The sequence below is a fragment of the Tabrizicola sp. M-4 genome, assembly GCF_051132405.1.
Classification (GTDB): domain Bacteria; phylum Pseudomonadota; class Alphaproteobacteria; order Rhodobacterales; family Rhodobacteraceae; genus Paragemmobacter.
In genome coordinates, this window is record NZ_CP128606.1 from 727,059 (window position 1) to 752,747 (window position 25,689).

The following is a 25,689-nucleotide window of genomic DNA, read 5'->3' on the forward strand; positions in this document are numbered from 1 at the left end:
CGGAATTCGCCGGGATCTTGCTATTGCGGGCGCGCGGGGGCGGGCACAGGTATGGGTGTGCCATACCTTTGGCTTGGTTCTGCCATGCTTTTGCCACATTCTAGAATCGACGGCGCGACCTTAGGCATCCTTTGGTCAGTCCACTGTGTTTTTGGTTACCCATCCTCCGACGCGGCAATTCCGGGCAAGCGCACCGATGACCAGAAACATTCCCATTGTAGGCACGATCCTCGCGCATCTGCTGATCCTGTCGATCTGGCATCATCCCTATTGGTATGTGGTCTTCTGTCTGACGCTCATCGTGATGCTTCTGATGACCTTCACGACCGGCGAGGCGCGCCGGAAGACTCCGGCGGACCGGATCAACGGCCTTGGGGCGCCGGGCCGGGGCGCCTTGGTCGAGCGACCAATGGAAACACGCTGATCCGCCGCCTTGGTGCATCAGGCGGCGAGCGGAACGGAGGGCGGTTCGCCAAGGCTGTTTGGGAAACTGGTGGCGGTGCTGTCAGACTATTTCGAACTAGTCTCCGTTCGCCCTATCCATGGTTTACGTCACGCAACGAGAAGGCTGCGCCACTCCGCAAGAGCGGCGGCGCAGTTGGCCTTGTATTGGTCTCGTGATGTGAGCGTTCTCTCATGGTTGAAGTGGTTGCAGACAGAGGCGCGGACGGTTGCGAACTTCTGCAGACTTCGCATTCGCAGCACGTTCAGCCTCCTCCGGTTCGGCTCAATTGCGGGACGATCATCGTGAAGGCGGTGTTCAGGTCATAGCGCAGCGCCAGTTCGGCCCCTTCCGCATCGCTGTTCTCCAACGCCCGCAAGATCTCTTCGTGGGCATCGGTCATCGAGGCGACGTTGTCGGAGGCGAAATAGCGATGCAGCATAGGCCCGATCCGGAGCCAGAAGCGCTCGATCAGATCGACCAGCGTGGCCGAGCCGCAGTGGCGGTAGATCTCGAAATGGAAGCGGAAGTTGGCAGCGAGGGCGGCACGCTTGCGCTCGACCAGCATCTCGGCGGGCAGGGTGGCCGGGCCCTCGGCAATCGTGCCGACGGGCAGCCATGACTGGTTGATGACGCGCAGCCGGGCGAGGGTCTCGGGGGTAATGTTCCGCACGGCGCGGCGCAGCGCCATGACCTCCAGCACCAGGCGGATGTCGAGGATCTCGCGGAACTCGTCGCGGTCGGGCTCGCTGACATAAAAGGCGCTGCGGTTGCGGCCCTCAAGCACCTTGTCGGCCTCCAGCCGCTTCAGCGCGGCCATGATCGGTGTGTGGCTTACCCCCAGCATGTCCGACAGCGAGCGCGACGTCAGCATCTGCCCCGGCATCATCCGCCCCGACATCAGCGCGTAGCGCAGGGCGTCGTACACCTTGCGCTCGATCGGGGCGTCGCCCTCGGGCAATTGCAGGTCGGGCGCGGCGGTCGGACGGCGGCCTTGGGTGGAGCGCGGCGCGGAGTCGGGCGGAGGAGAATGGTTCATGTCATCACCGCGAGCTGGGCCGGGAAGGGCAGGAATTGCCCCACCTGCAATCTCGGCCAAGTCGCGGACGGGCGCAAGCAAGGACGCCCGTCCGCCATGCCACTGCCTAGAACTTGATCCAGACGGTCTTGAGGTTGGTGTATTTGTCGAAGGCGTGAAGGGATTGGTCGCGCCCGATCCCTGATTGCCGTACTCCCCCGAAGGGAACGGTATTGGCGTTGGCATCCATGCAGTTGACCGACAAGGTGCCGGTGCGAATGCTGTCCGACAAGCGCATCACCCGTTTCAGGTTGTTCGACCAGACCGAGGCCGCCAGTCCATAGATCGAGCCATTGGCGATCTTGACCGCCTCTTCCTCGGTCTTGAACGAGATGACCGAAAGGACAGGGCCGAAGATTTCCTCCTGCGCGATGGTCATGTCGTTGGTGACGGCATCGAAGATCGTCGGCGTGATGAAGTTGGACGAGCCGCCGAGCGTTTTCTGCTGGCCGCCCTCGATCAGGCGGGCGGACTGCTTGCCTTTTTCGATGTAGGACAGGATGCGCTCGGTCTGGCGGGCCTCGACGATGGCGCCCATCGTGGTGGAGGGGTTCAGGGGATCGCCCGGCTGCCAGTCTCGGGCCTTGGCCTTCAGCAGGTCGAGGAAGCGGTCCTTGATGCTCTCTTCAACCAGAAGGCGCGAATTGGCGGTACAGACCTCGCCTTGATCATACCAGATGCCAAAGGCGGCGGCTTCGGCGGCGGCCTCCAGATCGTCGCAGTCGGCGAAGACCAAATTCGGACTCTTGCCGCCGCATTCCAGCCAGGCAGGCTTCATGTTGCTCTCGGCGGAGTATTTCAGGAAGTACTTGCCCACTTCGGTCGAGCCTGTGAAGGCCAGGCAATCGACGTCCATGTGGCGGCCAAGCGCCTGGCCCACAGTCTCGCCATAGCCCGGCAGGACGTTCAGCACACCTTCTGGCAGACCAACTTCCGCGGCGAGTTCGGCAAGGCGCAGCGCGGTCAACGGCGATTGTTCGGCTGGCTTCAGGATGACGGAATTGCCGGCGGCCAATGCGGGGGCGATCTTCCAGGAGGCCATCAGCAGCGGGTAATTCCACGGCACGACGCAGGCGACCACTCCCATGGCATCACGACGTATCAACGCGAGATTGCCAGGGTCGGCGGGGGCGATCTCGTCATAGACCTTGTCGATGGCCTCGGCGTACCACTGGAAGGTATTGGCGGACAGGGGAACATCGGCCGAAAGCGCGTTCGAGATCGGCTTGCCCGTGTCGAGCGATTCCATCAGCGCGAGGTCGTCCAGATTGGCGCGGATGAGGTCGGCGAGGCGCAAAAGCACCGCCTTGCGTTCCGAAGGCGCACGGCGCGACCAGGTTCCCGCCTCGAAGGCACGGCGGGCGGCGGCGACGGCAAGGTCGACATCGGCCTTGTCGCACTCCGCAACTGATGCGAGGCGCGCGTTCGTCGCCGGGTTGATCGTGTCGAAGGTCTTGCCCGAGGCGGCCTCGACAAAGCGCCCGTCGATGAAGGCGTGGGAGTTCAGGGAAAGGACCTTGGCGCGGTCGGACCAGGGGGTTTGGATGTTCACTTGGGGTCTCCTGTCAGAGGGGAAGGTCGCGGAAGTGGGTCAGGCTTTGGGGGTTGGCGAGGGCATCGGCATTGCCGATCGCGCGGCCATTGATCAGCGCGGCGATGGCGGTCTCGCTGATCTTGCCCGAGAGCGTGCGGGGCAAGTCGGGGACTGCTAAGATGCGGGCCGGGACATGGCGCGGGCTCGCCTCGCGGCGGAGCGTCTGGCGGATGCGTTCCTGCAGCGCGCCGGTCAGTTCGGCCCCCGGCGAAAGACGCAGGAAGAGGATCACCCGGCAGTCGCTCTCATGGTCTTGGCCGATGCAGGCGGCTTCGGCGATCTCGGGAAAGTGGGCAAGAGGGCCGTAGATCTCGGCTGTGCCGATCCGCACGCCGCCCGGGTTCAGGACGGTGTCCGAGCGGCCGTGGATCACCATGCCCCCGTTTGCCGTCCATTCCGCGTCGTCTCCATGGTGCCAAAGGCCCGGGAAACGGTCGAAATAGCTCGCGCGATAGCGCCTCCCGTCGGGGTCGCTCAAGAAGCCCAGCGGCATGGCGGGGAAAGGTGCCCGGCAGACAAGATCGCCGCGCCGCGCTGGGGCACCGGAAGCGTCCACCACGTCCACGGCAAGGCCAAGGCCGGGGGACTGGATCTCTCCGGCATGGACAGGCTCGGTTGGCAGGCCAAGTACGAAGCAGGAAAGAATATCGGTCCCGCCCGAGATGGATGCGAGGTGCAGATCGCGCTTCACCGCCGCATGGACATAGTGGAAGTTCTGCACCGTCAGCGGTGAGCCCGTGGAGGTCAGGCAACGCAGCGCGGCCAGGTCATGGGTCGCGGTCGGGTGGGCACCCGCCTTGCGCAGAGCGTCGATCCAACCGGCGGAGGTGCCGAAATGTGTGGCGCGCTCCTCTGCTGCATAGTCCAGAAGCGCGGTGGGCGTCGGATACATCGCCGCCCCGTCCCACAGCAGCAGGCAAGCCCCGCTCGCCAGTGTCGAAACGTGCCAGTTCCACATCATCCAGCTTGTTGTGGAATACTGGAACACCCGGTCACCCGGCCGGATGTCGCAATGCAACTGATGTTCCTTCAGGTGCTGCAGCAAGACTCCCCCGGCACGATGGAGGATCGCCTTGGGTTTGCCTGTCGTCCCGGAGGAGAAGACAAGGCAAAGCGGATGATCGAAGGGCAGTCGCGCAAAGAGGGGTGTGGCCGCTTGTGCCAGTGCGTCGACCAAGGGCAGAGCGCCGGGAAGGGCCGCGCCCTGATCCACCTGCACCAGCGCCGCAAGGTCCGGCAGGCCATCGACGATGGCCGCAACCTTCTCCGCCAGAAAGAAGGTCTTGCCGCCATGGGCATAGCTGCCGACCGCAAACAGCACCTTGGGGGCCGCCTGAGTCAGGCGGTCCAGTACGGCGGGCACGCCGAACTCGGGCGCGCAAGCGACCCAGACAGCACCCAACCCTGCCGTCGCCAGCATCAGCGCCACGGCTTCGGGAATGTTCGGGATGAGGGCGGCAACACGGTCACCCGTTTCGACGCCCCGGGCGATCAGCAAGGCCTGCATCCGGCCAACAATTTCCCTCAGCGCGGCGCGGGTCAGGCGGCGTTCCTCACCACCCTCGGAGCGCCAGACGATAACCTCGTCGGCGCCATCGCCCGCCAGGCAGGCCTCTGCCAGATTCAGACGCGCCTCGGGGAAGAAGCGCGCCTCGGTCATATGGGTGCCGGGCTGGAAGGCCACCGCCCCCTTCTGCCCGGGGACCGCGCAGAAATCCCAAACCAGGCTCCAGAAGGCATCGGGGTCGGTCACAGACCAGCGATGCAGGTCGGCGGGGCGAGAGAGATTTTTCCCCGCGCCCCGCGAGGCTTGGGCGGCAAAGCGTGTCCAGGCCGCTGCCGCCTGGCGGTCTGGATCTGGGGTCCAGATCGGGCCGGTGCTCTTGACGTCTTGCAGCATGAACATCGCCATTCCCTTACAGCGCGGTCGCCGCCGCGCCCTTGAGGTCCAGCATCGCCCGCGCCTCGGATGGGGTTGCGACGTCAAGCGACAATTCGGTCAGGATGGTGCGGATGCGGCTGACTTGAGCCGCGTTGCTTTCCGCCAGCGTCCCTTTGCCGAGGTAGAGGCTGTCCTCCAACCCCACACGCACATTCCCGCCCATGACGGCACCCATGGTCGCAAGCCCCATCTGGTGGCGCCCTGCGGCCAGGATCGACCATTCGTAGGCATCGCCAAACAGGCGGTCGGCGGTCTCGCGCATGTGGATCAGGTGGCGCGGATCGGCACCGATGCCGCCCAGAATGCCGAAGATGGTCTGGATGAAAAGCGGCGCTTTCACCAAGCCGCGATCAAGGAAATGCGCGAGCGTGTAGAGGTGGCCGACATCATAGCACTCGAACTCGAAACGTGTGCCGCAGTCCTCGCCCAGATGCTTCAGGATGTATTCGATGTCCTTGAAGGTGTTGCGGAAGATGAAATCGCGGGAGTTTTCCAGATAGGCGGGCTCCCATGCGTGTTTCCAGGACGGGTAGCGGTCCTTCAGAGGAAAGAGGCCGAAGTTCATGGAGCCCATGTTCAGCGAGCACATCTCGGGCTTGAAGGCGAGGGGGGCGGCCAGACGATCCTGCACGGTCATGTTGTGGCCGCCACCGGTGGTGATGTTGATGACGGCGTCGGTGGCCTCGTGGATCTGCGGCAGGAAGGCGCGGAAGACCTCCGGATCGGGGGTCGGGCGGCCGTCGTTCGGATCGCGGGCGTGAAGGTGCAGGATCGAGGCCCCGGCCTCGGCGGCTGCGATGGCGCTGGTGGCGATCTCGGCAGGCGTGATCGGCAGGTGGGGCGACATGGTGGGCGTGTGGATCGAGCCGGTCACGGCGCAGGTGATGATGACCTTGCGGCTTTTCGGTTTCGACATGGGAAGGCTCCTTACAGGGTGTCTTTGAGGGCGCGCAGGCGCAGGACTTGGGCGTCTCGCCAGGCCTGGCGGGCGGGAAGGCTGTCCAATGGAAGAACCGCGCGCCGGGCTGCGCCGATCCGGGCGGGAGTGTCGGTGGACCAGGCACCGGGGTCGCGGGCCTGAAGGTCATGGCGCAGGTTGTCGAACATGGCGCCGAAGGTCTGGGCGTAAAGCTCGAAGCCGCCGGCAGAGTTCAGATCCATCGTCTCGAAGGGGCCGATGAAGGCCCAGCGGAGGCCGAGGGCCGACCGGACGGCAATGTCGATCTCATCAGGGTCGGCAACGCCTTGGGCGACCAGCGCCATGGCCTCGTTCACCAGCGCGGCTTGCAGGCGGTTGACGACAAAGCCCGGCAGGACCCGCTTCAGCACAAGGGGATCCTGCCCGATGGACTGCATCAGACGGCGCGTCTCGGCCAGCGTCTCAGCCGTTGTCCATTGCGAGCGAGCGAGTTCCACCGCAGGCAGCACATGGGGCGGGTTGGTCGGATGGACCACCAGCGCCCGTTCGCGGAAGGGGGCATCGGCGAAAAGGACATCTGGCTCAAGCGCCGAGGTCGAACTGCCGAGGATCGCGTCGACGGCCAGATGGGGCGCAAGGGCAGCAAAGGTCGCCTGCTTGATCTCCAGCCGCTCGGGTGTGTTTTCCTGGACGTAAGCGGCACCAGCCAGCGCCAAGCCGAGGTCGGTCGTCAGGGTCACGCTGACCCCCTTTTCCTTCAGCCAGTCCCCGGCGCGGTCCAACTGCGCGGGGTCGAGGTCCTGCAGCGCCACGGGATGCCCCGCGCGGGCGAAAAGCAGCGCCCAGCTGCGGCCGATCTGGCCCGCGCCGATCAGCGCGACCTTGGGTTTCGTCGTCATCACTTGTCTCCTTGGGAAGTCGTCTTGCGCCACAGCGTTTCAAATTCGGCGTCGCCCATCAGCCCGTCTCGCCGCCAAATCATGGTCGCCACGATCACCGCGCCGAGGAAGAACCCGGTCAGGCCGAACATCTCGGGCAGGTCGAGGCCGAGGACCACCGGACCGCTCTCCAGCGTCCTTGCCGCCTCATTGCCGACCGAGATCGCCAGCACCCCCAGAATCGTCCCCGAGACCGAGCGCATGCCGCCGAGGATCACCATCGCCATGACAAGAAAGGTCTGGCTGAAGTAGAAGCTATTCGGTCCGATGGCGCCGAGATAGGTCGCATGTAGCACCCCCGCTGCCCCAGTCACCAGCGCCGAGATCACCCAGGCGAGTTGCCTCAGCCGCCCGATCTTGACGCCCATCGAAAGGGCGGCCAGCCGATCCTCGGACGAGGCGCGCAGTTGCAGGCCGAGGTCGCTGTCGCGGAAGAGTCGGGCGATGAAGATCGCCACGCAAGCCACAGCCACCGCCCAACCGAGGTTGGAGCTGACCGGGATTCCGTAAAGCGACCGCTGGCCCCGGGTCATGTCGATCCACGCTGTAAAGACGACATAGGCGATAACCAGGAGGGCGAGGGTAAAGATCTCGGCCGCTGCGCCTGCAAGGCGCGAGACCAGAAAGCCGGTCAGGAAGGCCAGCACCAGCACCACGAGCAGCGCAACGGCGGCGGCGATAAGCGGCGCGGTCACGATCTCGGCCAGCCCGAAGGGGGCGAAGGGGATCATCGTCGCCTTCATCGCGACCGGGATCGTCAGGATGGCGGTGGTGTAGCTGGCGACCCCCATGAAGCCGAGGTGCCCGAAGCTGACGACGCCGGAATTGCCCATGAAGATCTGGAGGCCGATGGCCAGCACCAGATTCATGAAGAAGGCATAGGCGAGCCTCACCTGAAAGGGTGCCGCGAAGGCGTCGATCAGGAAGGCCAGAAGGATAAGCGCCAGAATTGGCGGGGCCGTGACGGCCAGGGTGCGCAGGAAATGACGGGTCATGTTTCCTTGTCTCCAAGCTCGACGCGCTTGCCGAGCAAACCTTGCGGATAGAGCACCAGCACAAGGCCCACGGCAGAGAAGGCGATGGCGTCACGGTAGGCGGCGGCGTCAGGGGGGAGGACGACCTGCAGGAAGACCTCGAACATCCCCAGAAGCATCCCGCCCAGGACGGCACCGGGAAGGGAGCCCAGACCTCCGATGACGCAAGCGACGAAAGCTTTCAGAACCGGCACGAAGCCCATGAAGGGATCGACGGCGCCCCGACGGCTGAAGATGAAGACCGCCGCGATCCCGGCGAGCAGGCCCGAGATCAGGAAGGCCATGCGGATCACCCGATTGGCGCGGATGCCCATGAGGCGCACGGTCGTGAAGTCCCGTGCCGCCGCCCGCATCGCAAGCCCGATCTTCGTTGCCCTCAACAGCGCCACCAGCGCCAGGATGGCGGCGGCGGTCGTCGCCGTTTCGACCAGCTGCAGGACGGGCAGACGCAGGCCGCCAATGGTGACGATCTCGCCCAGGAAGCCGGGGGTCGGCACGGCCCGCGGGCGGGTCGCCACGAAGATCACGAAGACGTTCTGCACGATGATCGAGACGCCGAAGGCCGTGAGCATGCCCGTGTTCAGCGAGGCGTTGCGGATCGACCGGAAGGCCACGCGTTCAAAGACTGCCGCCGCGACAGTCGCGGCCACCACGGCGAGGATCACCAGTACCCAAGGATTGGGCACGAAGGCCGCCGCCGCGAAATACATGGCAAAGCCGGATATGGTGATTAGCTCGCCATGGGCGAAGTTCACCAGGTTGACAATGGAATAGACAATGGCGAGGCCCAAGGCGAGAAGCGCATATTCGCTGCCCACCGCCAGGGCATTGACTATCTGTTGCAGGATGTATTCGGTCATCTCATGGCCCCCTCAATGTCCGCCGAGATAGGCATCGGCCAGGTCCTGCGCCCCGATCATCCCGGAGGCCGCGCCCTCGTGCACCACGCGCCCGTTGGCCATCACATAGGCTCGGTCCGAGATCGCCAGCGCATCGCTGGCATTCTGTTCAACTAGCAGGATCGTCATGCCCTGTGCCTTGAGCCCCACCAGAAGCTCGAAGATCCGCTCGACGATCTTCGGCGCCAGACCCAGCGAGGGTTCGTCCAGCATCAAGAGGCGGGGCTTGCACATCAGGGCCCGGGCGATGGCCAACATCTGCTGTTCCCCGCCCGAAAGCGTCTTGGCCTCGGTCGAGGCCCGTTCCCGCAGGATCGGGAACATTGTGAAGAAACGCTCGATATCGGACTCAACCCCCGCCCGGTCGCGGCGGGTGGCCGCGCCCAGCACCAGGTTTTCGCGCACCGTGAGTTCGGCGAAGACCCGCCGCCCCTCGGGGCAAAGGGTCAGACCGCTTGTCACCACCGTCTCGGCAGGCCGGCGGCTGAGGTCACAGCCGTCGAAGCGGACGCTGCCGCCTGCCAGGGCCACGATCCCGGCCACCGCCGAGACGAGCGAGGTCTTGCCCGCCCCGTTCGCCCCCAGAAGCGAGACGATCTCTCCCTTGGCGACGTGCAGGGAAACCCCCTGCACGGCTTGGATCGCGCCATAGCGGACGCAGATGTCGGACAGTTCCAGCATCACGGTTCGGGAACGTAGTCGGGCACGAACTGCGCGACGGGGGTGAAGGCACCGTCCTTGATCTGGACGATGGTCAGTTCCTTAGCGGGAACGCCGTTCTGACCCTTGTAAGTGATGGTCTTCGAAGTCAGGCCGCGGAAGTTCTCGGTTTCGGCCAGGGCGGCGTTGATGGCGGCCGGATCGGAGGAGCCTGCCCGGGTGATCGCATCGGCCAGCAGCATGATGGTTTCGCCCGCCAGTCCGAAGAAGACGTTCTGCACCGTGTAGCCGCGCGCCGTGCAATCGTCGTAGAAGGCCTTCAGGTCGGACCCTTCCGAGGGGAAGCCATGGGTCGCGAAGGTGATCGTGTTGGCGGCATCCCCCGCGATGGGCAGAAGGTTTGGGTCGTCGAAGCCGTCAGTGCCGAAGAACTTCACGTCCAACCCGGCCTGCTGGAACTGGCGCGGCATGACGCCAGCCTCGGGCGAGATGAAGCCACCCACGATCAGCTCGGGCTTGGGCTCCATGGCGGCGACCTCGGCCACCTGGGCCGAGTAGTCCGACAGGCCGATATTGTAGTTCACCCGGCCAACGACCGTGCCGCCGTGATGCTCGAAGGCCTTGGCCCAATATTCCGGCAGCGCGATGCCGTAAGAGCCGAAATCGCGGCTGATCATCAGGGCCACCGTCTTGTGACCCTGCTCCGCCGCATATTGCGCCGAAGCCGCCGCTGAAAGGTTGTCACCGAACGCCGTCAGGTAGGAATTCGTCGGCGAGGCCATCGGAAACTGCACCTGCGTGGAGCCCACCGTCATCACCGCCATATTCAACGGCAGCGCCAGGGCCGCGACCGGGATCGCAGTGTCGTCGCTGGGCGGCGCGATGATGGCGCTGACACCGAGGTCGATCAGCTCTTGCCCTACGACCGCCGAGAGCACGCCGTCGCTTTTCATGTCACGGGCTTCTAGTTGCAGCGGACGCCCGATGACGCCGCCCTTCTCGTTGATGCGGTCCACCATGCAGCGGGCACCATCGACGCTGTCATAGGTGGCGAGAGGGCCCGTCATGGCGGCGTCATAGCCGATCAGGATGGGTTGGGCGTCCTGGGCCAAGGCAGGGACGGTGCCGGACATCAGTGCGGCCAAGAGGGCAGAACGGCGAGAAAGCGCGTGAAGCATGGGGTTACCTTTCTGTTGGGTTCACTTCTTGCGACCGAGGTAGACCTCGGCGACGCGCGGGTCGTGCCGCACGGTTTCTGGATCGCCCTGCACCAGGATTTGGCCGAGATGCATGACGTAAAGGCGCTGTGATACCTGCATGATGAAGCCGAGGTCGTGGTCGATCACCACCACGCCGCATCCGAAATGGTCGCGCAGGCCCTGAACCGTGCCGACGAGGGCCCGCGTCTCTTGCTCGTTCATCCCTGCGGCGGGCTCATCCAAAAGCAGGATGCGAGGCCCCAGCGCCAAGGCGCGGGCGATTTCCACCCGGCGTTGGTGGCCATAGGACAGCGTCCCCGCTGGGCGGTCGGCGAAGGCCTCCAGCCCCGCGAAAGAGAGGATGCGGTCAATGTCCAGCGACTTGCCCGTCACCCGCTCGAGGGTGATCGCTGCCACACGGATGTTCTGCCGCACACTCAGCCGTTTGAAGAGACGGATGTTCTGGAAAGTCCGCCCGATCCCGCGCTCTGCACACAGATTGGCCGAGACAACCTCGAAGCTTCGCCCCTCAAGCCAGACTTGGCCCCCGGAGGGGGTGATTGTGCCGGAAATCAGGTTCATCAGCGTCGATTTGCCGGCCCCGTTCGGGCCGATCAGCCCGACGATCTCGCCCACGGCGCAGTCGAGGTTGACGTCCCGCACCGCATGGACCCCGCCGAAGCTGCGCGAGAGACCGCGAACGGAAAGGCCCTGCGGGTGCGGGGTCATGCTGCCACCCCTTGAGCCTCGAATCGGGCGGGATGCAGGATGAAATCGGCAGCGCGCTCGGCGATCATGATGGTGGGCGCGTTCGTGTTGCCCGAGACGATTGCCGGCATGATCGAGGCGTCGACCACCCGCAACCCCGCAACCCCGCGCACCCGCAGCCGGTCGTCGACCACCGCCATGTTGTCCTGGCCCATCTTGCAGGTGCCAACCGGGTGATAGACCGTCTCGACGGCGTTCCGCAGGTATTCGTCCAGCTGGGCATCGGTCCGCGCCTCTGCGCCCGGGGCGAATTCCGTTCCTCGGAAGGGGTCAAAGGCCTTCTGCGCAATAATCTCACGGCCGATCCGGATGCCCTCGCGATAGAGCGCGATGTCGTCGGGGTCCGAGAAATAGTTCGGCTGGATGATCGGATGCTTGGTTGGATCGGTGGACTGGATCTTCAGCCAGCCCCGGCTTTTCGGCCGCGCGATGTTGAAATAGGGCACATAGCCGTGTTCCGGGATGATGTAGCGGCTGTGGTCGCGGTACATGATCATCTCGAAGTGATACTGGATGTCCGGCGCGATGGCTTCGGGGCGGGCCTTGACAAAGGCCAGGGCCTCGACCCCGTGATAGGCACCATCGCCCTTTTCGGTCGCCAGATACTGCGCCAGGGCAATCGCCGCCCGGTGCAGCCGGACATAGGTCAGAAGCGAGTTCGCCTTGGTCGAGCGGTTCTGGACGCCCACCGCCAGGTGATCGTGCAGGTTCTGGCCGACGCCCGGCAGATCGGCGTGGACACGTATTCCCAGATTGGAAAGGTGCTGCGCCTCGCCCACCCCTGACAGCTGCAACAGCTGCGGCGAGTTGATCGATCCGCCCGACAGCAGCACTTCGCGGTCGCAGCGCAGTTCCTTCTTGCGGCCGCCCTGCAGGTATTCGATGCCCACTGCACGGCCCCGCTCGATGATCACGCGGGTGGCCAGCGCCCTTGTGATGATGGTCAGGTTCGGGCGGTCCTTGACGGGGTGAAGGTAGGAATAGGCCGTGCTCGCCCGGCGCCGGACCTCGCCTATCTGGTGGATCGTGCTGTCGCAGGGGCCGAAGCCCTCGTTGTCGCCCCGGTTGAAATCGTCGGTCTCGCGGTAGCCCATCTGCTTGCCGGCCTCGATGAAGGCCTTGGAAAGCTCATGGCGCACGCCGTAGCGGCTGGTGTGCAAGAAGCCACCCTTGCCATGGTCAGGGTCATCGGGGCCGGACCAGTTCTCGGCCTTCTTGAAATAGGGCAGGCAGTCCTCAAAGGACCAGCCCCGGTTGCCCATCTGCTGCCAGCCGTCGTAATCGCTTGCCGCGCCCCTGATATAGACCATCCCGTTGATGCAGCTGCAGCCGCCCAGGACCTTGGCGCGCGGCCAGAAGAGGCGGCGGTTGTTGAGGTGTTTCTGCGGCTCTGTGTGATAGCCCCAGTCGATTTTTCCGGTTTTCATCAGCTGGAAATGGCCCGCCGGCATGCGGATAAAGGGGCTAGTGTCCCATCCGCCCGCCTCGATCAGCGTCACCTTTATGGCGGGATCGGCCGAAAGCCGATTGGCCAGCACGCAGCCCGCTGAGCCGCCTCCCACGATGATGTAATCGGTCATGTCGTCCTCGCTTGCGGCGTGACCTCTCCCTGCCCGTCCCATGGGGGCGGGGAGCACACCGTCTCTGGCATAGGCTTGGGGCGCTTGTGCCCCTTGCGGTCTCTCTGTCGGTTCGGCGGCCCGGCTTGGCCCGGGCTCAGTTGGCAGGATTATTTCTGCAATGGCAGATTAATGACAGAGAAGGCCTTGGCATGTCAATCCCGCTCCGTTCAGGCCGCGTTGTTGGTGGAGGGGCTTGTTTTCTAAGAGGAAAAGAGGCGTTTCGGCCCAGAGAAGAGAGCCTTTTCCCCGGTTCTAAGTCGAGTTCCGGCCGAAATGATTCGTGAACGCGCCATCCACAGAGAATAGTGACACGTCAAAAATGAAGAGGAGTCTCTATCTGGAGCGTCAGAAATTCATCTGTCTGATTGCCGGTCACCGGACTCAAGGTCGCGCTGCCATTGCAAGAGAGGGACCGCCTCGCCTTTTTCGGGCCGAAGTGTCGCGCCGTCATCTTCGATGTACGACACTCCCGGACCTTTCCACTACGGCTCACCCGCGACGGCATTCCGATAGACTTATCCGTGCAGGCGCGTCTCCTCGGCCTCGCCTGCGCCGGAATTCACGTCTTCGCTGCTGGAGCGGAAGGGGAAGGGAATCCGAGAGGCAGGCAGCGGAGAATTTGGACGAATGCAAACCCGTTCGTTCCTTCGGCCATTTTGACCTGCCACGGGATTTTTCCTCCATCTGCGATTAGAGTCCGGCCCATTGAGAGGACGGACGATGAAGAAGGCACGACTGACGGAAGAGCAGATCATTGGCATCCTGCAGGAGCATGAGGCTGGCGCGAAGTGTGCCGATCTCTGCCGCAAGCACGGGATGTCGGAGGGCACGTTCTATGCCTGGAAGGCGAAGTATTCCGGGATGACGGTGTCCGAGGCCAAGCGGCTGAAGGCGCTCGAGGACGAGAACGCGAAGCTGAAGAAGCTGCTGGCCGAGCAGATGCTCGACATGGCGGCGATGAAGGAACTTCTGTCAAAAAAATGGTGACGCCCGCCGTGAAGCGCGAGGCTGTCGCGCATCTGAAGGCCCATCTCGGGCTATCGGAACGGCGGGCGTGCCAGATAGCAGGGGCGGATCGCAAGATGGTGCGCTACCAGTCGCAGCGCGCGCCCGACACGGCCCTGCGCGGGCGGCTGCGGGATCTGGCCAATGAGAGGCGCAGGTTCGGCTACCGGCGTCTCTTCGTCCTGCTCAGGCGGGAAGGCGAGGCATCGGGGATCAACCGCATCTACCGGCTTTACCGCGAAGAAGGGTTAACGGTGCGTAAACGCAAAGCACGCCGCAAGGCCATCGGCACAAGGGCCCCGATCCTGATCGAGGCACGGGCCAATGCCCGTTGGTCGCTTGATTTCGTGCATGACCAGTTCGCCTGCGGGCGGCGCTTCCGGGTGCTGAACGTGGTCGATGACGTCACGCGCGAGTGTCTGGCTGCGATCCCCGACACATCAATCTCTGGCCGCCGCGTGGCGCGGGAACTGACTGAGCTGATCGACCGCCGCGGCAGGCCTGGGATGATTGTCTCTGACAATGGCACCGAACTGACCTCGAACGCGATCCTGAAGTGGTGCGCCGAGCACAAGGTCGAATGGCACTACATCGCGCCCGGAAAGCCGATGCAGAACGGTTTCGTGGAAAGCTTCAACGGCAGGATGCGGGACGAGTTCCTGAACGAGACGCTGTTCCGCAACCTTGCCCATGCCCGCGATCTGATCGCGGCTTGGGTCAACGACCACAACACCGAAAGGCCCCATTCAGCCCTCGGATACCAAACCCCCGCAGGCTTCGCACTGAACCTGACCACCGCAATCGCCCGTCCCGCTGCACGCAATGAAAGTTCCGCGCGCCGGGCGATTGCTCAACCCACGCCGAAAGGCGTAAATCAGCTACCGGCTCCGGTCGCGGCTGGATGAAAGACCAGTGGCAGGTCACTGCGTCCGCAGGCCGTCTTTTCCAAAGGGATCAGCGCCGCTGGAGAATGGGCGGTGGAGTACTCCGACTTCGGCCGCCCGGCCTTTGCGGCAATGACGATGGGGATCTGCCGACTGACCGTAGCGGGTCAGGATCCGGTCACGATCAAGGCCGGCGATTTCGTCCTGATGCCGACCACGCCAAGGTTCACAATGTCGAGCCTAGACCCCGGACCATTGCGACGGATAGACGCTCGAACCGTCCCACCGAAGCACGAAGTGCGCCACGGTCGACAAGAGGGCCCACCCGATATGCGGCAGTTCGGTGGCTGGTTCGACTTTGCGGCGCCGGACGCAGACCTTCTGGTGGCCTTGCTACCCCAGATGATCCATTTGAGAGGCATGCCGCGGCTGGCGCAACTTGTGCAGATGCTGGGCGAGGAGGCTGCGCGAGACGAAGCAGGCCACGACCTCATTCTTGTGCGGCTGGTTGAAATCCTACTGATCGAGGCCTTGCGGGCCGCACCAACCGAAACGGCTGCGCCAGGATTGATGCGAGGCCTCGCCGATCAACGCATCTCTGCCGCCTTGCGCAGCCTGCATTGTGACATCACCCGTGCCTGGACCGTTCCGGACCTGGCAGAGGCGGCAGGCATGTCGCGCTCGGCCTTCTTCGAGCGGTTCTCACGAATGGTCGGAAGTCGGCCGATGGAGTATCTGACCATCTGGCGGATGTCCGTAGCCCGTGACCTGTTGCGCCGGGGCAGCCTCGCTCTGGACGAGGTTGCAGAACGGGTTGGCTACAGCTCTGCCAGCACCTTCAGCACTGCATTCAGGCGCCACACAGGCGAGCCTCCGGGGCGCTACATGAGGGCCGTGCCCACCAGGGCGGGGGCGTGAACGGCCCATAGCCGCCGGTCGAGCGCTTCCAATTCAGCGTCCGCAACGCGCCGCATAATGGTCATTCACCCGGCACCGCGCCGCTCTAGAAAGTCGCCGTTCGTTTACGTCGCTTTCATGAAGGCGCGCACGCCTTCGAGCAGCGCCAGGATGCGGCTCTTGTCCGTATCTGGATATTTGAGTTGCCGCAGGAGATAGGTGTAGGAGCAGGCCGCGACCTCCCGTCGCCCCGCAGCGACCTGCAAGGCCCAATCACGACAGGCCCGCACGAATTCCGGCATCGGACAGCCGGCCAGATAGGCATCAAGGTCGTGCCACTGCCGGCACTGCTCCTCGGTCGGCCAAGCCGCGCTGATCGTCTCGTTCTGCTGGAGCACTGCGCTAAGCTCCAAGCTGATCGCGTCATAGCTCGCTGCGCTGTGACCGACGTCGCCATAGTCGATGATCATGATATTGCTACCGGCATCGACCAAGATGTTCTCGCCGTGCAGGTCACCATGAACGCAGCACCAGCGCGTCTGCAACTCGCGTGCCTCGAAATCCGCCGCCCAATCCAGCCCATAGGTCTTCTGCAGCTCGGCTGCCGTGTCGTCGTCCACCCAGCACTGGCGCACCTCTTTCACTGAGCGGCGGCTCTCCGGTTTGCCTGCGGACCAGTAGTTCAGCGCGGCGGCGGTCGCCGCGACGGCGACCGCCGCGCGTGCGTCCTCCTTCGCCATTGTGGTGAATAGCGAATCGTCGTGACCCTGCGCGAGCTGATAGAATAGGCCGGCGATCGGTCCGGCGCCGAACTCCAGTATCGCCATCTTGCGCGGCGTGACCGCACCGTCGAGCAGCATAATATGCGCCTCGTGACGCCTGTATTCATCTTTTACGCGGTCGAGCGTAGCGAGCTTCGCGACCACCTCGCGTAACGGTGCGCCGACGCCATCGAAGAGTTGCAACCTAAAGGTCTTCGCGCCCGAGCGCCCGCCGCCTATTTTCGACACAACGCAGCGCATCGCGCCAAAGCGCTTGGCGAAGATGCGGACCAGCCGATCCTCGCCGGTGTCGAGGTTCACCGCGCGAAGGTCGAGCTCCACCCCGTCCAGCGCACGGATGGCGTGGAGCACCTTACCGATGCTGTCGGGTGCACGGTCGATGTCGATTTTTCGGAGAAACTCTACGGTGTCCACCTCGGAGCCTTCGCTCCAGATGTCGGCATCATGCTTCTGCGTCAGCAGGTCGGCAATGAAATCGTCCGATGGCGACGAGGTCAGCACCAGAAGCTTTGTGCCTGGCGTCACCCGACGCGCGTGGTGGAAGATCGCCTTCCCATGCTCCGGATCGAGATCAAGCGTTTTGTCGCCTGTCGGAATCTTCAGGTCGAGTATGGCGAAGTCGAAAAACTCGCTATCGAGCCGAGCGCTTGCCTCATTGCGGTTCTTGGCGACAATCGCCCTATACGGCGCGCCAACCCCCTCGAGAATGTTGAGGATCTCGGTGGCATAGTCGTCGTCATCCTCGACGATCAAAACAAAGGCAGTCATTTACGCCACCGTGCGGTATAGAGCGCCCCGCCGTCCTTTGCCGGCTCAAGCACAATGGAACCGACCATGGTCTCGACCGCCTGACGTGCGATCGCGAGCCCAAAGCCGGTATGGTTTTTCTTGGTCGAGTTGCCGATCTCGAACGCCGTCTCGATGGGGCCGTTGATCCCCATACCATGGTCGAGTACGGAGACCCAATAATCGACGTCGGTCTCGCCCCAGTTTACCGTGACATCGTGCGCCTGCGGCGCACGGCCAGCCGTCTCTTGGGCCTCGACGGCGTTGCGCAGGCCGTTCACCACCACCATCCTGATCAGCGACGGGTCGCCCTTAATCAAGCATGGCCGTGCGCCGATCGTCGAAACCCACTCAATGGTCTCAGGGGGATAGGCGCTGATCAGCTCGTCGATCAGCGCTGCGAGGTCGAATTCCTGCGGCCTCGGCACTGCTGCCGCGTTCTTCAGCGTCTCGATCGCCTCGAACACGCGGTTGACCGACTCGAGGTGGCGCTTAGTCTCGGAGCCTTCCCAGCGCTCACCTAACTCGCGCTTCGCTGCAAGTCGCACCAGTCCGATCGGCGAGGCGATCTCATGCAGGAGGAAGCCCGTAATCCACTCGACCGCTTGGCCATAGATCTGCTGACGGACCTCCTCGGGGATCACATCGGCATCGTCAGCGGCAAGCACAACCGGCCGTTGGTGCTGCGCCAGCTGCCGGATCGTGTCTTGCAGGGCGTAATTCACGTGCGAGACAGTCTCAGCTTTCAGCGCTTGGCGTAACCGGGTCAGATCGCCGACTCGCCCAAGCGTTCCGAGCGCGCGGGCGGCTTGGCCGCGCGAATGCGCCGAAGAAGCGCTGAGTTGGGCCAGAGCCTCCTCGCGTGTCATAGGCGTGGCTGCGCATAAAAGGCAGCGCGCCGCCGGAAGGCCTCTGCGCCGCCCTCCATGACTGAGCTGATCGCCTGAACCACCTTTGCAGACGCCAGCGGCGCGGCGACAAGCGGGAAACCGCGGCGTCCATCGGACCCTAGCTGCAGGACGAAGTCCGCGTTCCCGAGCACGGGGATGTTGGCGTTGTGGGTTGAGAAGATGAGCTGGCTGTTGGCTGGGCGCGCGAGGATGGCCTTGATTAGGGTTTCGGCTATGAACGCATTGTCGATATGGTCTTCAGGTTGATCGACGATCAGCAGTCGGTCGACGTGGCGCAGGACCAGCGGCAGGATCACCGTGCAGCGTTGCCCTGTCGAGAGATCGGCGATGTCCTTGTGGTCCGCGCCATCCATCAGCGAGAAAGTGACATAGTCTTCCACGGGCACCGTCGCGATCGAACCGAGATCGGCTTCCTTGAGCGCCAGCACTGCTTTGGCGGCGCGATCCAGCGACAGCGATCCGCGCGTGGCGACGAGTTCGTAATCGTCATTCTCGACCGCCTCGAGTAGCTCTCGGGGGCTGATGCGCTGCGCTAAGGTGCCAACAATGTCATTGTAACGCAGGCCGCTGCCGCGCAGCGCCTCGGTCAGCGCCGTAGCGAAGGCGTCGGTCTGACCTCCGCGTATTACGGCAATGCGGATGCGCGGACCCAGCACCTGGTTTAGCCGGTTCGCAGCCTGCGCGCGCTCGTCGTAGCGCTGCGTCCGGGTAGCTTCCAAAGCGTCTAGCGCCGCCGAGCGCCGCATCACCGCGAATTGCATCGCCATGACCCGGGTTGCGAGGACGCCGCGAAGCGATTCCAGTTGCTCCTTTCGCTCGCGAAGCGCCTGGCCGCGCCGCGCGATGTCGCCCGCGCCGGTCTGGAGGCCTTCTATGTCGCGCCGCAGCGCACGTGCCTGATCCTCATAGACGATCTTTTCGGACTCGAACCTTGAGGCGATTTGACACGTGGTGGCCTCAACGGCGGCAAGCTCCTGCAGGGCGGCTGAGATAAACTGATGGGCCTTTGCGACACGGGTCCGTGCGTCGCCCAATGGGTCAGTTCCGGCATTCGCCGGCCACCCCTCGGCTCCGGACATAGCTTGTGCACGCGCGAGTGCAGCCTGCCAATTCGCCACCGCTGCTTGGAACCTCTGCACCGCCGCCGAGGCAACACCCTTCACCGAAATCGTGCTGGAAAGAACGTTGAGCTGCCCGGTCTTGGTCTGGGCGTCTGCAGACAAGGCCGCGAGTTGCTGCTCATGCGGTGCGAGTTGCGCCAACTGCTCCTCTATGCTGGGCAGCTCGGCAAGCTGGGCGTTGAGCAGTTCGATATCCCTGCGGATCGCATCCGCTTCCGCGGTCGTTGAGCGAACCGTGGCGATCGCATGCGCTTCTTCTGCAGCGATCGCGCGCTGATCGCCGAGAAACCCGTCCAACAACCGCAGGCGGCCGCCGGGCTGAAGCCCCACTGTCTCTATCTCGGTCTGCGACAGGATAATCGGCGGCAGGAACGGTCCCGACATCCGGGGAGTCGCTTCGTTCGCCGATCGCGACACCACGATGCGGCGATCGCCATCGACCAGAGTCAGCGTGATCTGCCCCGAGCCCAGCACGGACAGCGCATGTTCACGGCTGCGGCGGCTCGTCTCCGGCGTATAGCCATCAACATTGAGGCAAAAGCGTATGAGCTCGATCAGCGAGGTCTTGCCCGTGCCGCGCGCGCCGATGATGACGTTGAGCCCGACCCGAGGCGACACATCGAAGCCGTTGAGAAATCCTTCCTCGATCTGGATGCGTTCGATGTGCATTCACTGTCCCCTTCATCCGAAGCAGGTAGACGGCACCGGCTGCGTGAACAAACCGACCGCAGGTCGGTTCTAGCCGCCGCTCTATCCTTCGGCCCATGCCTGTCTAGCCTGATCATAATGCACTGAAAAGCTTAGTAGGGATGCCTTGTCTGTCAGTGAGCTCAAAAAGCGCCCCTTGCACCTTTTCTTGCGGCGCCTCGAAAGCAACCATTCCGCTTGCGACCCCATTCCAGTCATTCACGCAACGCGCCGCGAACGACCGCTCGCCGCCCTTCCCACCCCACGCCCTCCTGTCGCAATTCCCCCCGCTCCGCCCGACTGAGGAACCCAACAATCTTCTTCGCCTGCTCCAGATCCGCCTCCAGGTTCTTGCGCATCTTCGGGTCGGTCTCATTGGCCAGCATGTCCTGCATTTCCTCGATCTCTGCCTCGAAGTCTGCCTTGCGGGCCAGGCATTCATCCCAGAAGACCTTATCTTCCTTGGTGGAGGGCCCGACCACGCGGGCGGTGCCCCGACGCACGTCGATGTGGATATGGTCGGGATGGGGCAGCGGGTCGGGCAGATGGGTGATGCCGAGGACACGACGACGTTCCAACTCGCGGTCCCATTCGATCTTGTAGGTCATGGCGGCGTCCAGCCAGCGATCGTTCAGATCGCGATTGGCCGTTTCCACGGCGGACAGGAGTTCCGCGAAGAGACGCTGTGACCGGTGCTGGCCCTTGACGGCATTGACCGCGAGGGAGCGCAGGACCGCCCGCGCGATCGGCACGCTGACATTGCGATCACCGTCCCGGACGGTGATCGTGCGGTAGGCTTCCTCCAGAATGATCGACTCCATCCGCTCTTCATTCAGGGCGGGCAGCTTGTTCTTCGCTCCCTTGGGCCGGCCGCGCGGATTGCCGGACTTGCCCTTCTGGAAGCGGGTGACTGCCGGGGGCTTGGCATAGCCCATTTCATAGCCCGACCGGGCGGCAATGGGGCCAAGGTTCTTGCCGGGTCCGCGCTTGGTCATTCCGCCGCCGCCGCTGGTGCTGCCGCGGCCCGTTCTGCAGCCCTGGGCCAGCCGCAGACGATCTGTTCGGCATCATCCTTGGCGAGACCCTCCCAACGGGTCAGGATGCGATCACAGTAGATCGTATCCAGTTCCAGCAACCGCGCCCGGCGGCCGGTCTTCTCGGCTGCAATCAACGTGGAGCCCGATCCGACCGTCGGCAAGAGGTACTGCGATCGTCGTAAAGCCGAGCGTGCTGGTCAGGTGGGCGGGGTCTGCCCATTGGGCGAAGGGTGCCTGTTGGCGGTCACCCAGGAAGTCGATTCCTGATGGTGTTTGCTCGGCGGCCCATGACGCGTGACCAAGGGAGCGGAGAAGCGCGCCCGTCCATGCCCGTCTCTTTAACCGCTGCGGTGCTGTCATTCTGATGCACCGCTGCTTAGCTCGGCTTCTAAAAGGCTTACAGCCAAATGGAGCGCTGCGTTCGTGGCGTCACTCAATTCACCACGGCCGATCCCGTCGTGAACAAGCTTGCTGCGTTTTTGGTAGAGATCGTCGAAGGCCTTCGCGTCGGCGTCTGAGCGTAGCGTCCTGAACTTGGTCATATAGGCCGAACGCAAGGATTGACGCTTTGCATTGGCGAGAGTGCGCTGCAGGGTCTCCCGTATCTCGCTGTCCATCGGCTGCGTGGCGAGATGTTGTTCGAGCCCTTCGATGGCTGCTTGATAGTCGGGGTGGCGGACTGCCTGGTCGCACAGGGCTTCAACCGCTGAGATGCGCAGGATGAATTGCCCTTCCGTCTGGGCAACAAAGAAGGAGTCGTTGAGAAGCGCGGCGCAGTTCCTCTGCCGCTCTGTAAGAGGCGACGGTCTGAGCCAGTCGTTTAAACGTTCTTGAAACGCATTGGGACTGATCAAAACGCTGCCATGCGCTTGCATCCCGATGATCCCCACCGTGTCCTTTTCGTAAACCATCAAGCCGTGGGTTTCTGAGCGTAGTTCCCTTCCCGTCTTTTCGCGGACGGCCTTGTGAATATCGGGGTGGAATTGAAGCGTTGATCGGCTGAAGCCGATATCGATGCCGAGCTTTGTGACGGCCCCGACAACCAAGAGCGTGTCTCCCAGTTGTTGGCCAGCCTTGCGGGCTTCGTCTTCGGTCGTGAAGCCGTCGATTTTGGCGGTGACCCAGTGTCCTACTGGATAGGCCTCCTCCCCCATTTCAAACGTCACTGTCGCAAAGCCCGGAAAAGCCAGCTCAAGCGGTCTGCCCTTGTCAATCTGCAGCGGAGAAAGGAGCTTGAACCGGTACCGGGCGCAGTAAGTCATCGATTTGCTCCCATTGCGCTTGGCGCAAACCATGGCTCTGATTGCAGCGCGTCACGCAACGGTGTGACGACGAGATCGGGGGCACGCCAGACATATTCCGCGGCGCCATCTTTCACATCCGCTGGTAGCGACTGCAGATATCCGATGGCATTTTCGATAGAGAACGGGAGCTTCACCTTTTCCTTAAAGTCACTGGGGAGCCCGGTCCAGACCACAACGTCGATGCCGCGTTGGTCGGCCCACAGCGGAATGCTGTCCGGAGTTGGCGGCTGCCCACGGCGTGTGCCGTCCCTGAAATAGACGCCGACGTGTCGCATAACGGTTCCTTCGCGGCAGCGCAGGTCCGCAATGGCATCGTCAGGATCATGGCGCGTGCTGAATGCGTAGGCTGACCGGCAAGGAGCGCCATTCAAAGGGTCTACGACCAGGGTCAGAGCGCCCTCGCGTGATTTAGAAATGCGACTGAATTCCAGAAGCAGTTCAGGTCCGTCGAATTGCCAAGCTTCATGGTGATCATCGAATTCTGGTCGCTTGTCCCATAGCAGCGAGCCCCATCCGAGTATGGCAATCTTCAATCTGGGCTCACGCATCGGCGCCCTCCGCTGACGTCTTGGCTAGGAGTGCCGATCGGCCTTTAACGGCCGCACGAACCGATGTGATGAGCTGATCGGAGAAACCGCGAGGCAACGTATTGATGACATAGGAGAACGCCCGGGTGAGGGCAATAGGATTTCCGCTAGGAACTAAGCTGTGTGGCTAAGTAATTTCCACTGAGAATTGAGCCATGTGAACTTCCGCTCAAGGAGCCGAGCAATGGGGGCAACGGAATGAGCTCCGCAACCGCAACGCAAACAGTAAAGGAGACACACCGTGCCTTGACCCAAGCATGAGCCCTCTTCCGTACTCAGAGGTGGCTCACTTCTCGATGGAAATCCCGGCTCAGTTCAGGATGGAAATCAACACGACGCTGGTCGCGACCTTGAGCTACTCCCCGATCCTTGGACAGATTTCCGGGTAGTTTAAGCTACAGCCTTTACCTGCTGATCGGTTTGGGTTGCGGTGAAGTAGACCACGGCGGGCAGTTGGACGGCGGCTCTTCGCACGTTTCAACAGCGAGGTCGGTCGCGGCCCTTCCCTCCCCACGCCCCCCATTCACAACTCCCCGCGCTCTGCCCTGCTGAGGAACCCCACGATGGTCTTCGCCTGCTCCAGATCCGCCTCCAGGATCTTGCGCATCTTCGGGTCTGTCTCATTTGCCAGCATGTCCTGCAGTTCCTCGATCTCCCCCTCGAAGTCGGCCTTGCGGGCCAGGCAGTCGTCCCAGAAGGCCTTCTCTTCCTTGGTGGAGGGGCCGACCACGCGGGCGGTTCCGCGACGCACGTCGATGCGGATGTGATCGGGATGGGGGAGAGGGTCGGGCAGATGGGTGATGCCCAGGACGCGCCGACGTTCCAACTCACGGTCCCATTCGATCTTGTAGGTCATGGCGGCGTCCAGCCAGCGATCGTTCAGATCGCGATTGGCGGTTTCCACGGAAGACAGGAGTTCTGCGAAGAGACGCTGTGACCGGTGCTGACCCTTGACGGCGTTGACCGCGAGGGAACGCAGGACCGCCCGCGCGATCGGCACGCTGACATTGCGATCGCCGTCTCGGACGGTGATCGTGCGGTAGGCTTCCTCAAGGATGATCGACTTCATCCGCTCTTCGTTCAGGGCAGGCAACTTGTTCTTCGCTCCCTTGGGCCGCCCCCGGGGATTGCCGGACTTGCCCTTCTGGAAGCGCGTGGCCTCAGGGGGCTTGGCATAGCCCACTTCATAGCCCGGACGGGCGGCAATGGGGCCAAGGGTCTTGCCGGGACCGCGCTTGGTCATTCCGCCGCCGCCATTACTTCAGCAGGCAGTTCTGCAGCCCGCGGCCAGCCGCAGACCATCTGTTCGGCATCATCCTTGGCCGTGATCTCCCAACGGGTCAGGATGCGATCACAGTAGATCGGGTCCAGTTCCAGCAACCGCGCCCGACGACCGGTCTTCTCGGCCGCAATCAACGTGGAGCCCGATCCGCCAAAGGTGTCGAGAACGATCTCGCCACGGCCCGAGACATCCTTGATGGCGTCCGCAATCATCTGCACCGGTTTCACAGTGGGATGCAGCTGCAGCTCCTCCATGCGTCCCTTCCGCATGGTGTTCACACCGCGGTAGTTCCAGACATTGGTGCGGTAGCGCCCATGCTGGCCCAGCTCAAAGCTGTTCACATGCGGGGCGGTGCCCTTCTTGAAGGCGAAGATCAACTCGTGGCGGGAGCGGTAGAAGGTGCCCATGCCGCCGTTGTCCTTGGCCCAGACGATCAGGTTCTTCAGCTCATCATAGACCGCATGACCGGCTGCCAACATTTCGCGCATGTGGCGCCAGTCCATGCAGATGTAATGGATCGAGCCGTCCATGCTGTGATCCGCAAGGTTCCGGAAGGCATCCGTCAGGAAGGTGGTGAACTCGCTCTCCGTCATCTCGCCCGAGGCCATGGCGAACTCACGGTGCTTGGTCCGGCCTGACCCGCCAACATGACCGTCGATCTTCACGTTGTAGGGCGGATCGCAAAACACCATCCGCGCGACGTCCCCTTCCATCAGAAGGGCAAGGACATCCGCGTCCAGTGCATCGCCACAGACAAGCCGGTGGGGCCCAAGCTGCCAGACATCGCCCGGATGCACCCGACGCGGCGCGATGTCCGGCACGACGTCATCCTCCGGGTCCCCCGCCTCCTCCGGGACAATTCCCTCGATCAGACTGTCGATCTCCGCCACCTCAAAGCCGATGACGCCGATGTCAAAGCCCAGATCCTCGGTAGCCAGAAGACCCTTCAGCTCTTCGGCCAGAATGCCGTCATCCCAACCGGCATTCAGCGCCAGCTTGTTGTCGGCAATCACATAGGCGCGTTTCTCAGCTTGCGTCATGTGCTCGATCCGGAGGCAGGGCACCGTGGCCATCCCCAGCATCTTCGCCGCCTCCACCCGGCCATGACCGGCGAGGATCGTGTTCGCCTGATCGATCAGGACGGGATTCGTGAAGCCGAAGGTTTCGATCGACTGCGCGATCTGGCGCAGCTGCTTCTTCGAATGCGTCCGCGCATTGCGCGTCCAGGGCCGCAGCGCCGTGGGCGAGATCTGTTCGATAAGCTGGGCCATGACAGTGTCCTTTGCAGGAGGATGGGCAAGGGTTGGTGGG

23 protein-coding genes and 1 pseudogene are annotated in these 25,689 nt (G+C 63.4%); 3 read left to right on the plus strand and 21 right to left on the minus strand.

Features of this window, described 5'->3' with window-relative positions:
• The first annotated feature begins 196 nt into the window (after positions 1-196).
• A complete protein-coding gene (locus TabM4_RS03625; protein WP_434618555.1) occupies positions 197-424 on the plus strand; it encodes a hypothetical protein in 228 nt (75 codons plus the stop codon).
• 128 nt (positions 425-552) lie between these two features.
• Here the strand turns inward: TabM4_RS03625 and TabM4_RS03630 are convergent.
• From TabM4_RS03630 to TabM4_RS03685, 12 genes and pseudogenes are all read right to left on the minus strand, one after another.
• A pseudogene (locus TabM4_RS03630) lies at positions 553-726 on the minus strand (IS6 family transposase); the annotation flags it as partial.
• Positions 708-1,706, minus strand: a complete 999-nt coding sequence (locus TabM4_RS03635; protein ID WP_434618558.1) for a GntR family transcriptional regulator — start codon at positions 1,704-1,706, stop codon at positions 708-710. The pseudogene TabM4_RS03630 and the gene TabM4_RS03635, both read right to left, overlap by 19 nt.
• Complete coding sequence (locus tag TabM4_RS03640) at positions 1,588-3,072, minus strand: aldehyde dehydrogenase (RefSeq protein WP_434618561.1); 1,485 nt, start codon at positions 3,070-3,072, stop codon at positions 1,588-1,590. Before TabM4_RS03640 ends, TabM4_RS03635 begins: the two co-directional genes overlap by 119 nt.
• 13 nt (positions 3,073-3,085) lie before the next feature.
• Complete coding sequence (locus TabM4_RS03645; RefSeq protein ID WP_434618564.1) at positions 3,086-5,020, minus strand: acetoacetate--CoA ligase; 1,935 nt, start codon at positions 5,018-5,020, stop codon at positions 3,086-3,088.
• Positions 5,021-5,030: 10 nt separating this feature from the next.
• Positions 5,031-5,972 (minus strand): 3-keto-5-aminohexanoate cleavage protein, encoded by a 942-nt coding sequence (locus TabM4_RS03650; protein ID WP_434618567.1) that lies wholly within the window; start codon positions 5,970-5,972, stop codon positions 5,031-5,033.
• An 11-nt stretch (positions 5,973-5,983) separates the two neighbouring features.
• Positions 5,984-6,874 (minus strand): 3-hydroxyacyl-CoA dehydrogenase NAD-binding domain-containing protein, encoded by an 891-nt coding sequence (locus TabM4_RS03655; RefSeq protein WP_434618570.1) that lies wholly within the window; start codon positions 6,872-6,874, stop codon positions 5,984-5,986.
• Positions 6,874-7,908 carry a branched-chain amino acid ABC transporter permease gene (locus tag TabM4_RS03660; RefSeq protein WP_434618572.1) on the minus strand — a complete coding sequence of 345 codons (1,035 nt, stop codon included), beginning with the start codon at positions 7,906-7,908 and terminating at the stop codon, positions 6,874-6,876. The genes TabM4_RS03655 and TabM4_RS03660 overlap by 1 nt, the downstream gene beginning before the upstream one ends.
• Positions 7,905-8,807, minus strand: a complete 903-nt coding sequence (locus TabM4_RS03665; RefSeq protein WP_434618575.1) for a branched-chain amino acid ABC transporter permease — start codon at positions 8,805-8,807, stop codon at positions 7,905-7,907. Before TabM4_RS03665 ends, TabM4_RS03660 begins: the two co-directional genes overlap by 4 nt.
• A gap of 12 nt (positions 8,808-8,819) precedes the next feature.
• Entirely contained in the window at positions 8,820-9,527 is a 708-nt protein-coding gene (locus TabM4_RS03670; RefSeq protein ID WP_434618578.1) for an ABC transporter ATP-binding protein, read from the minus strand.
• Positions 9,527-10,684: an ABC transporter substrate-binding protein gene (locus TabM4_RS03675; protein WP_434618580.1), complete on the minus strand. Its 1,158-nt coding sequence runs from the start codon at positions 10,682-10,684 to the stop codon at positions 9,527-9,529. The genes TabM4_RS03670 and TabM4_RS03675 overlap by 1 nt, the downstream gene beginning before the upstream one ends.
• 21 nt (positions 10,685-10,705) lie before the next feature.
• A complete protein-coding gene (locus TabM4_RS03680) occupies positions 10,706-11,434 on the minus strand; it encodes an ABC transporter ATP-binding protein (RefSeq protein WP_434618583.1) in 729 nt (242 codons plus the stop codon).
• On the minus strand, positions 11,431-13,053 hold the full coding sequence (locus tag TabM4_RS03685; RefSeq protein ID WP_434618585.1) for a GMC family oxidoreductase: 1,623 nt from the start codon (positions 13,051-13,053) through the stop codon (positions 11,431-11,433). The genes TabM4_RS03680 and TabM4_RS03685 overlap by 4 nt, the downstream gene beginning before the upstream one ends.
• 762 nt (positions 13,054-13,815) lie before the next feature.
• On the opposite strand from TabM4_RS03685, the gene TabM4_RS03690 reads away from it, so the two are divergent.
• Together TabM4_RS03690 and TabM4_RS03695 are read left to right on the plus strand one after the other, a co-directional pair.
• Positions 13,816-15,005, plus strand: a protein-coding gene (locus TabM4_RS03690) for an IS3 family transposase (RefSeq protein ID WP_434618588.1) whose coding sequence is annotated in 2 segments (ribosomal slippage) — positions 13,816-14,077 and positions 14,077-15,005 — 1,191 coding nt in all. Because the reading frame shifts where the segments join, the coding sequence is not laid out codon by codon here.
• Positions 15,006-15,023: 18 nt separating this feature from the next.
• On the plus strand, positions 15,024-15,902 hold the full coding sequence (locus TabM4_RS03695) for an AraC family transcriptional regulator (RefSeq protein WP_434621915.1): 879 nt from the start codon (positions 15,024-15,026) through the stop codon (positions 15,900-15,902).
• 104 nt (positions 15,903-16,006) lie between these two features.
• Here the strand turns inward: TabM4_RS03695 and TabM4_RS03700 are convergent, their stop codons facing one another.
• The 9 genes from TabM4_RS03700 to TabM4_RS03740 all read right to left on the minus strand — a co-directional run bounded on the left by TabM4_RS03700 (position 16,007) and on the right by TabM4_RS03740 (position 25,649).
• The gene (locus TabM4_RS03700) at positions 16,007-17,431 is read right to left on the minus strand and encodes a phosphotransferase (RefSeq protein ID WP_434618591.1); all 1,425 of its coding nucleotides are present in this window, start codon (positions 17,429-17,431) and stop codon (positions 16,007-16,009) included.
• Positions 17,428-18,318, minus strand: a complete 891-nt coding sequence (locus TabM4_RS03705) for an ATP-binding protein (RefSeq protein ID WP_434618594.1) — start codon at positions 18,316-18,318, stop codon at positions 17,428-17,430. The genes TabM4_RS03700 and TabM4_RS03705 overlap by 4 nt, the downstream gene beginning before the upstream one ends.
• Entirely contained in the window at positions 18,315-20,150 is a 1,836-nt protein-coding gene (locus TabM4_RS03710; protein ID WP_434618597.1) for an AAA family ATPase, read from the minus strand. Before TabM4_RS03710 ends, TabM4_RS03705 begins: the two co-directional genes overlap by 4 nt.
• A gap of 233 nt (positions 20,151-20,383) precedes the next feature.
• The gene (locus tag TabM4_RS03715) at positions 20,384-21,163 is read right to left on the minus strand and encodes a DUF5681 domain-containing protein (protein ID WP_434618600.1); all 780 of its coding nucleotides are present in this window, start codon (positions 21,161-21,163) and stop codon (positions 20,384-20,386) included.
• Entirely contained in the window at positions 21,160-21,366 is a 207-nt protein-coding gene (locus TabM4_RS03720; protein ID WP_434618603.1) for a hypothetical protein, read from the minus strand. Before TabM4_RS03720 ends, TabM4_RS03715 begins: the two co-directional genes overlap by 4 nt.
• A 195-nt stretch (positions 21,367-21,561) precedes the next feature.
• Entirely contained in the window at positions 21,562-22,467 is a 906-nt protein-coding gene (locus TabM4_RS03725) for a hypothetical protein (protein WP_434618605.1), read from the minus strand.
• On the minus strand, positions 22,464-23,057 hold the full coding sequence (locus tag TabM4_RS03730; RefSeq protein ID WP_434618608.1) for a hypothetical protein: 594 nt from the start codon (positions 23,055-23,057) through the stop codon (positions 22,464-22,466). The genes TabM4_RS03725 and TabM4_RS03730 overlap by 4 nt, the downstream gene beginning before the upstream one ends.
• Before the next feature lie 562 nt (positions 23,058-23,619).
• Positions 23,620-24,339 carry a DUF5681 domain-containing protein gene (locus TabM4_RS03735; RefSeq protein WP_434618611.1) on the minus strand — a complete coding sequence of 240 codons (720 nt, stop codon included), beginning with the start codon at positions 24,337-24,339 and terminating at the stop codon, positions 23,620-23,622.
• Positions 24,336-25,649, minus strand: a complete 1,314-nt coding sequence (locus TabM4_RS03740; protein WP_434618613.1) for a site-specific DNA-methyltransferase — start codon at positions 25,647-25,649, stop codon at positions 24,336-24,338. Before TabM4_RS03740 ends, TabM4_RS03735 begins: the two co-directional genes overlap by 4 nt.
• Between the last annotated feature and the right edge of the window lie 40 nt (positions 25,650-25,689).

Bases quoted from the DNA above. Each gene is read 5' to 3' on its own strand.
- TabM4_RS03625 (WP_434618555.1), top strand. From the start codon at position 197: ATGACCAGAAACATTCCCATTGTAGGCACGATCCTCGCGCATCTGCTG.
- TabM4_RS03635 (WP_434618558.1), bottom strand. From the start codon at position 1,706: ATGCCAACGCCAATACCGTTCCCTTCGGGGGAGTACGGCAATCAGGGA.
- TabM4_RS03645 (WP_434618564.1), bottom strand. From the start codon at position 5,020: ATGTTCATGCTGCAAGACGTCAAGAGCACCGGCCCGATCTGGACCCCA.
- TabM4_RS03650 (WP_434618567.1), bottom strand. From the start codon at position 5,972: ATGTCGAAACCGAAAAGCCGCAAGGTCATCATCACCTGCGCCGTGACC.
- TabM4_RS03655 (WP_434618570.1), bottom strand. From the start codon at position 6,874: ATGACGACGAAACCCAAGGTCGCGCTGATCGGCGCGGGCCAGATCGGC.
- TabM4_RS03660 (WP_434618572.1), bottom strand. From the start codon at position 7,908: ATGACCCGTCATTTCCTGCGCACCCTGGCCGTCACGGCCCCGCCAATT.
- TabM4_RS03665 (WP_434618575.1), bottom strand. From the start codon at position 8,807: ATGACCGAATACATCCTGCAACAGATAGTCAATGCCCTGGCGGTGGGC.
- TabM4_RS03670 (WP_434618578.1), bottom strand. From the start codon at position 9,527: ATGCTGGAACTGTCCGACATCTGCGTCCGCTATGGCGCGATCCAAGCC.
- TabM4_RS03675 (WP_434618580.1), bottom strand. From the start codon at position 10,684: ATGCTTCACGCGCTTTCTCGCCGTTCTGCCCTCTTGGCCGCACTGATG.
- TabM4_RS03680 (WP_434618583.1), bottom strand. From the start codon at position 11,434: ATGACCCCGCACCCGCAGGGCCTTTCCGTTCGCGGTCTCTCGCGCAGC.
- TabM4_RS03685 (WP_434618585.1), bottom strand. From the start codon at position 13,053: ATGACCGATTACATCATCGTGGGAGGCGGCTCAGCGGGCTGCGTGCTG.
- TabM4_RS03700 (WP_434618591.1), bottom strand. From the start codon at position 17,431: ATGACTGCCTTTGTTTTGATCGTCGAGGATGACGACGACTATGCCACC.
- TabM4_RS03705 (WP_434618594.1), bottom strand. From the start codon at position 18,318: ATGACACGCGAGGAGGCTCTGGCCCAACTCAGCGCTTCTTCGGCGCAT.
- TabM4_RS03710 (WP_434618597.1), bottom strand. From the start codon at position 20,150: ATGCACATCGAACGCATCCAGATCGAGGAAGGATTTCTCAACGGCTTC.
- TabM4_RS03715 (WP_434618600.1), bottom strand. From the start codon at position 21,163: ATGACCAAGCGCGGACCCGGCAAGAACCTTGGCCCCATTGCCGCCCGG.
- TabM4_RS03725 (WP_434618605.1), bottom strand. From the start codon at position 22,467: ATGACTTACTGCGCCCGGTACCGGTTCAAGCTCCTTTCTCCGCTGCAG.
- TabM4_RS03730 (WP_434618608.1), bottom strand. From the start codon at position 23,057: ATGCGTGAGCCCAGATTGAAGATTGCCATACTCGGATGGGGCTCGCTG.
- TabM4_RS03735 (WP_434618611.1), bottom strand. From the start codon at position 24,339: ATGACCAAGCGCGGTCCCGGCAAGACCCTTGGCCCCATTGCCGCCCGT.
- TabM4_RS03740 (WP_434618613.1), bottom strand. From the start codon at position 25,649: ATGGCCCAGCTTATCGAACAGATCTCGCCCACGGCGCTGCGGCCCTGG.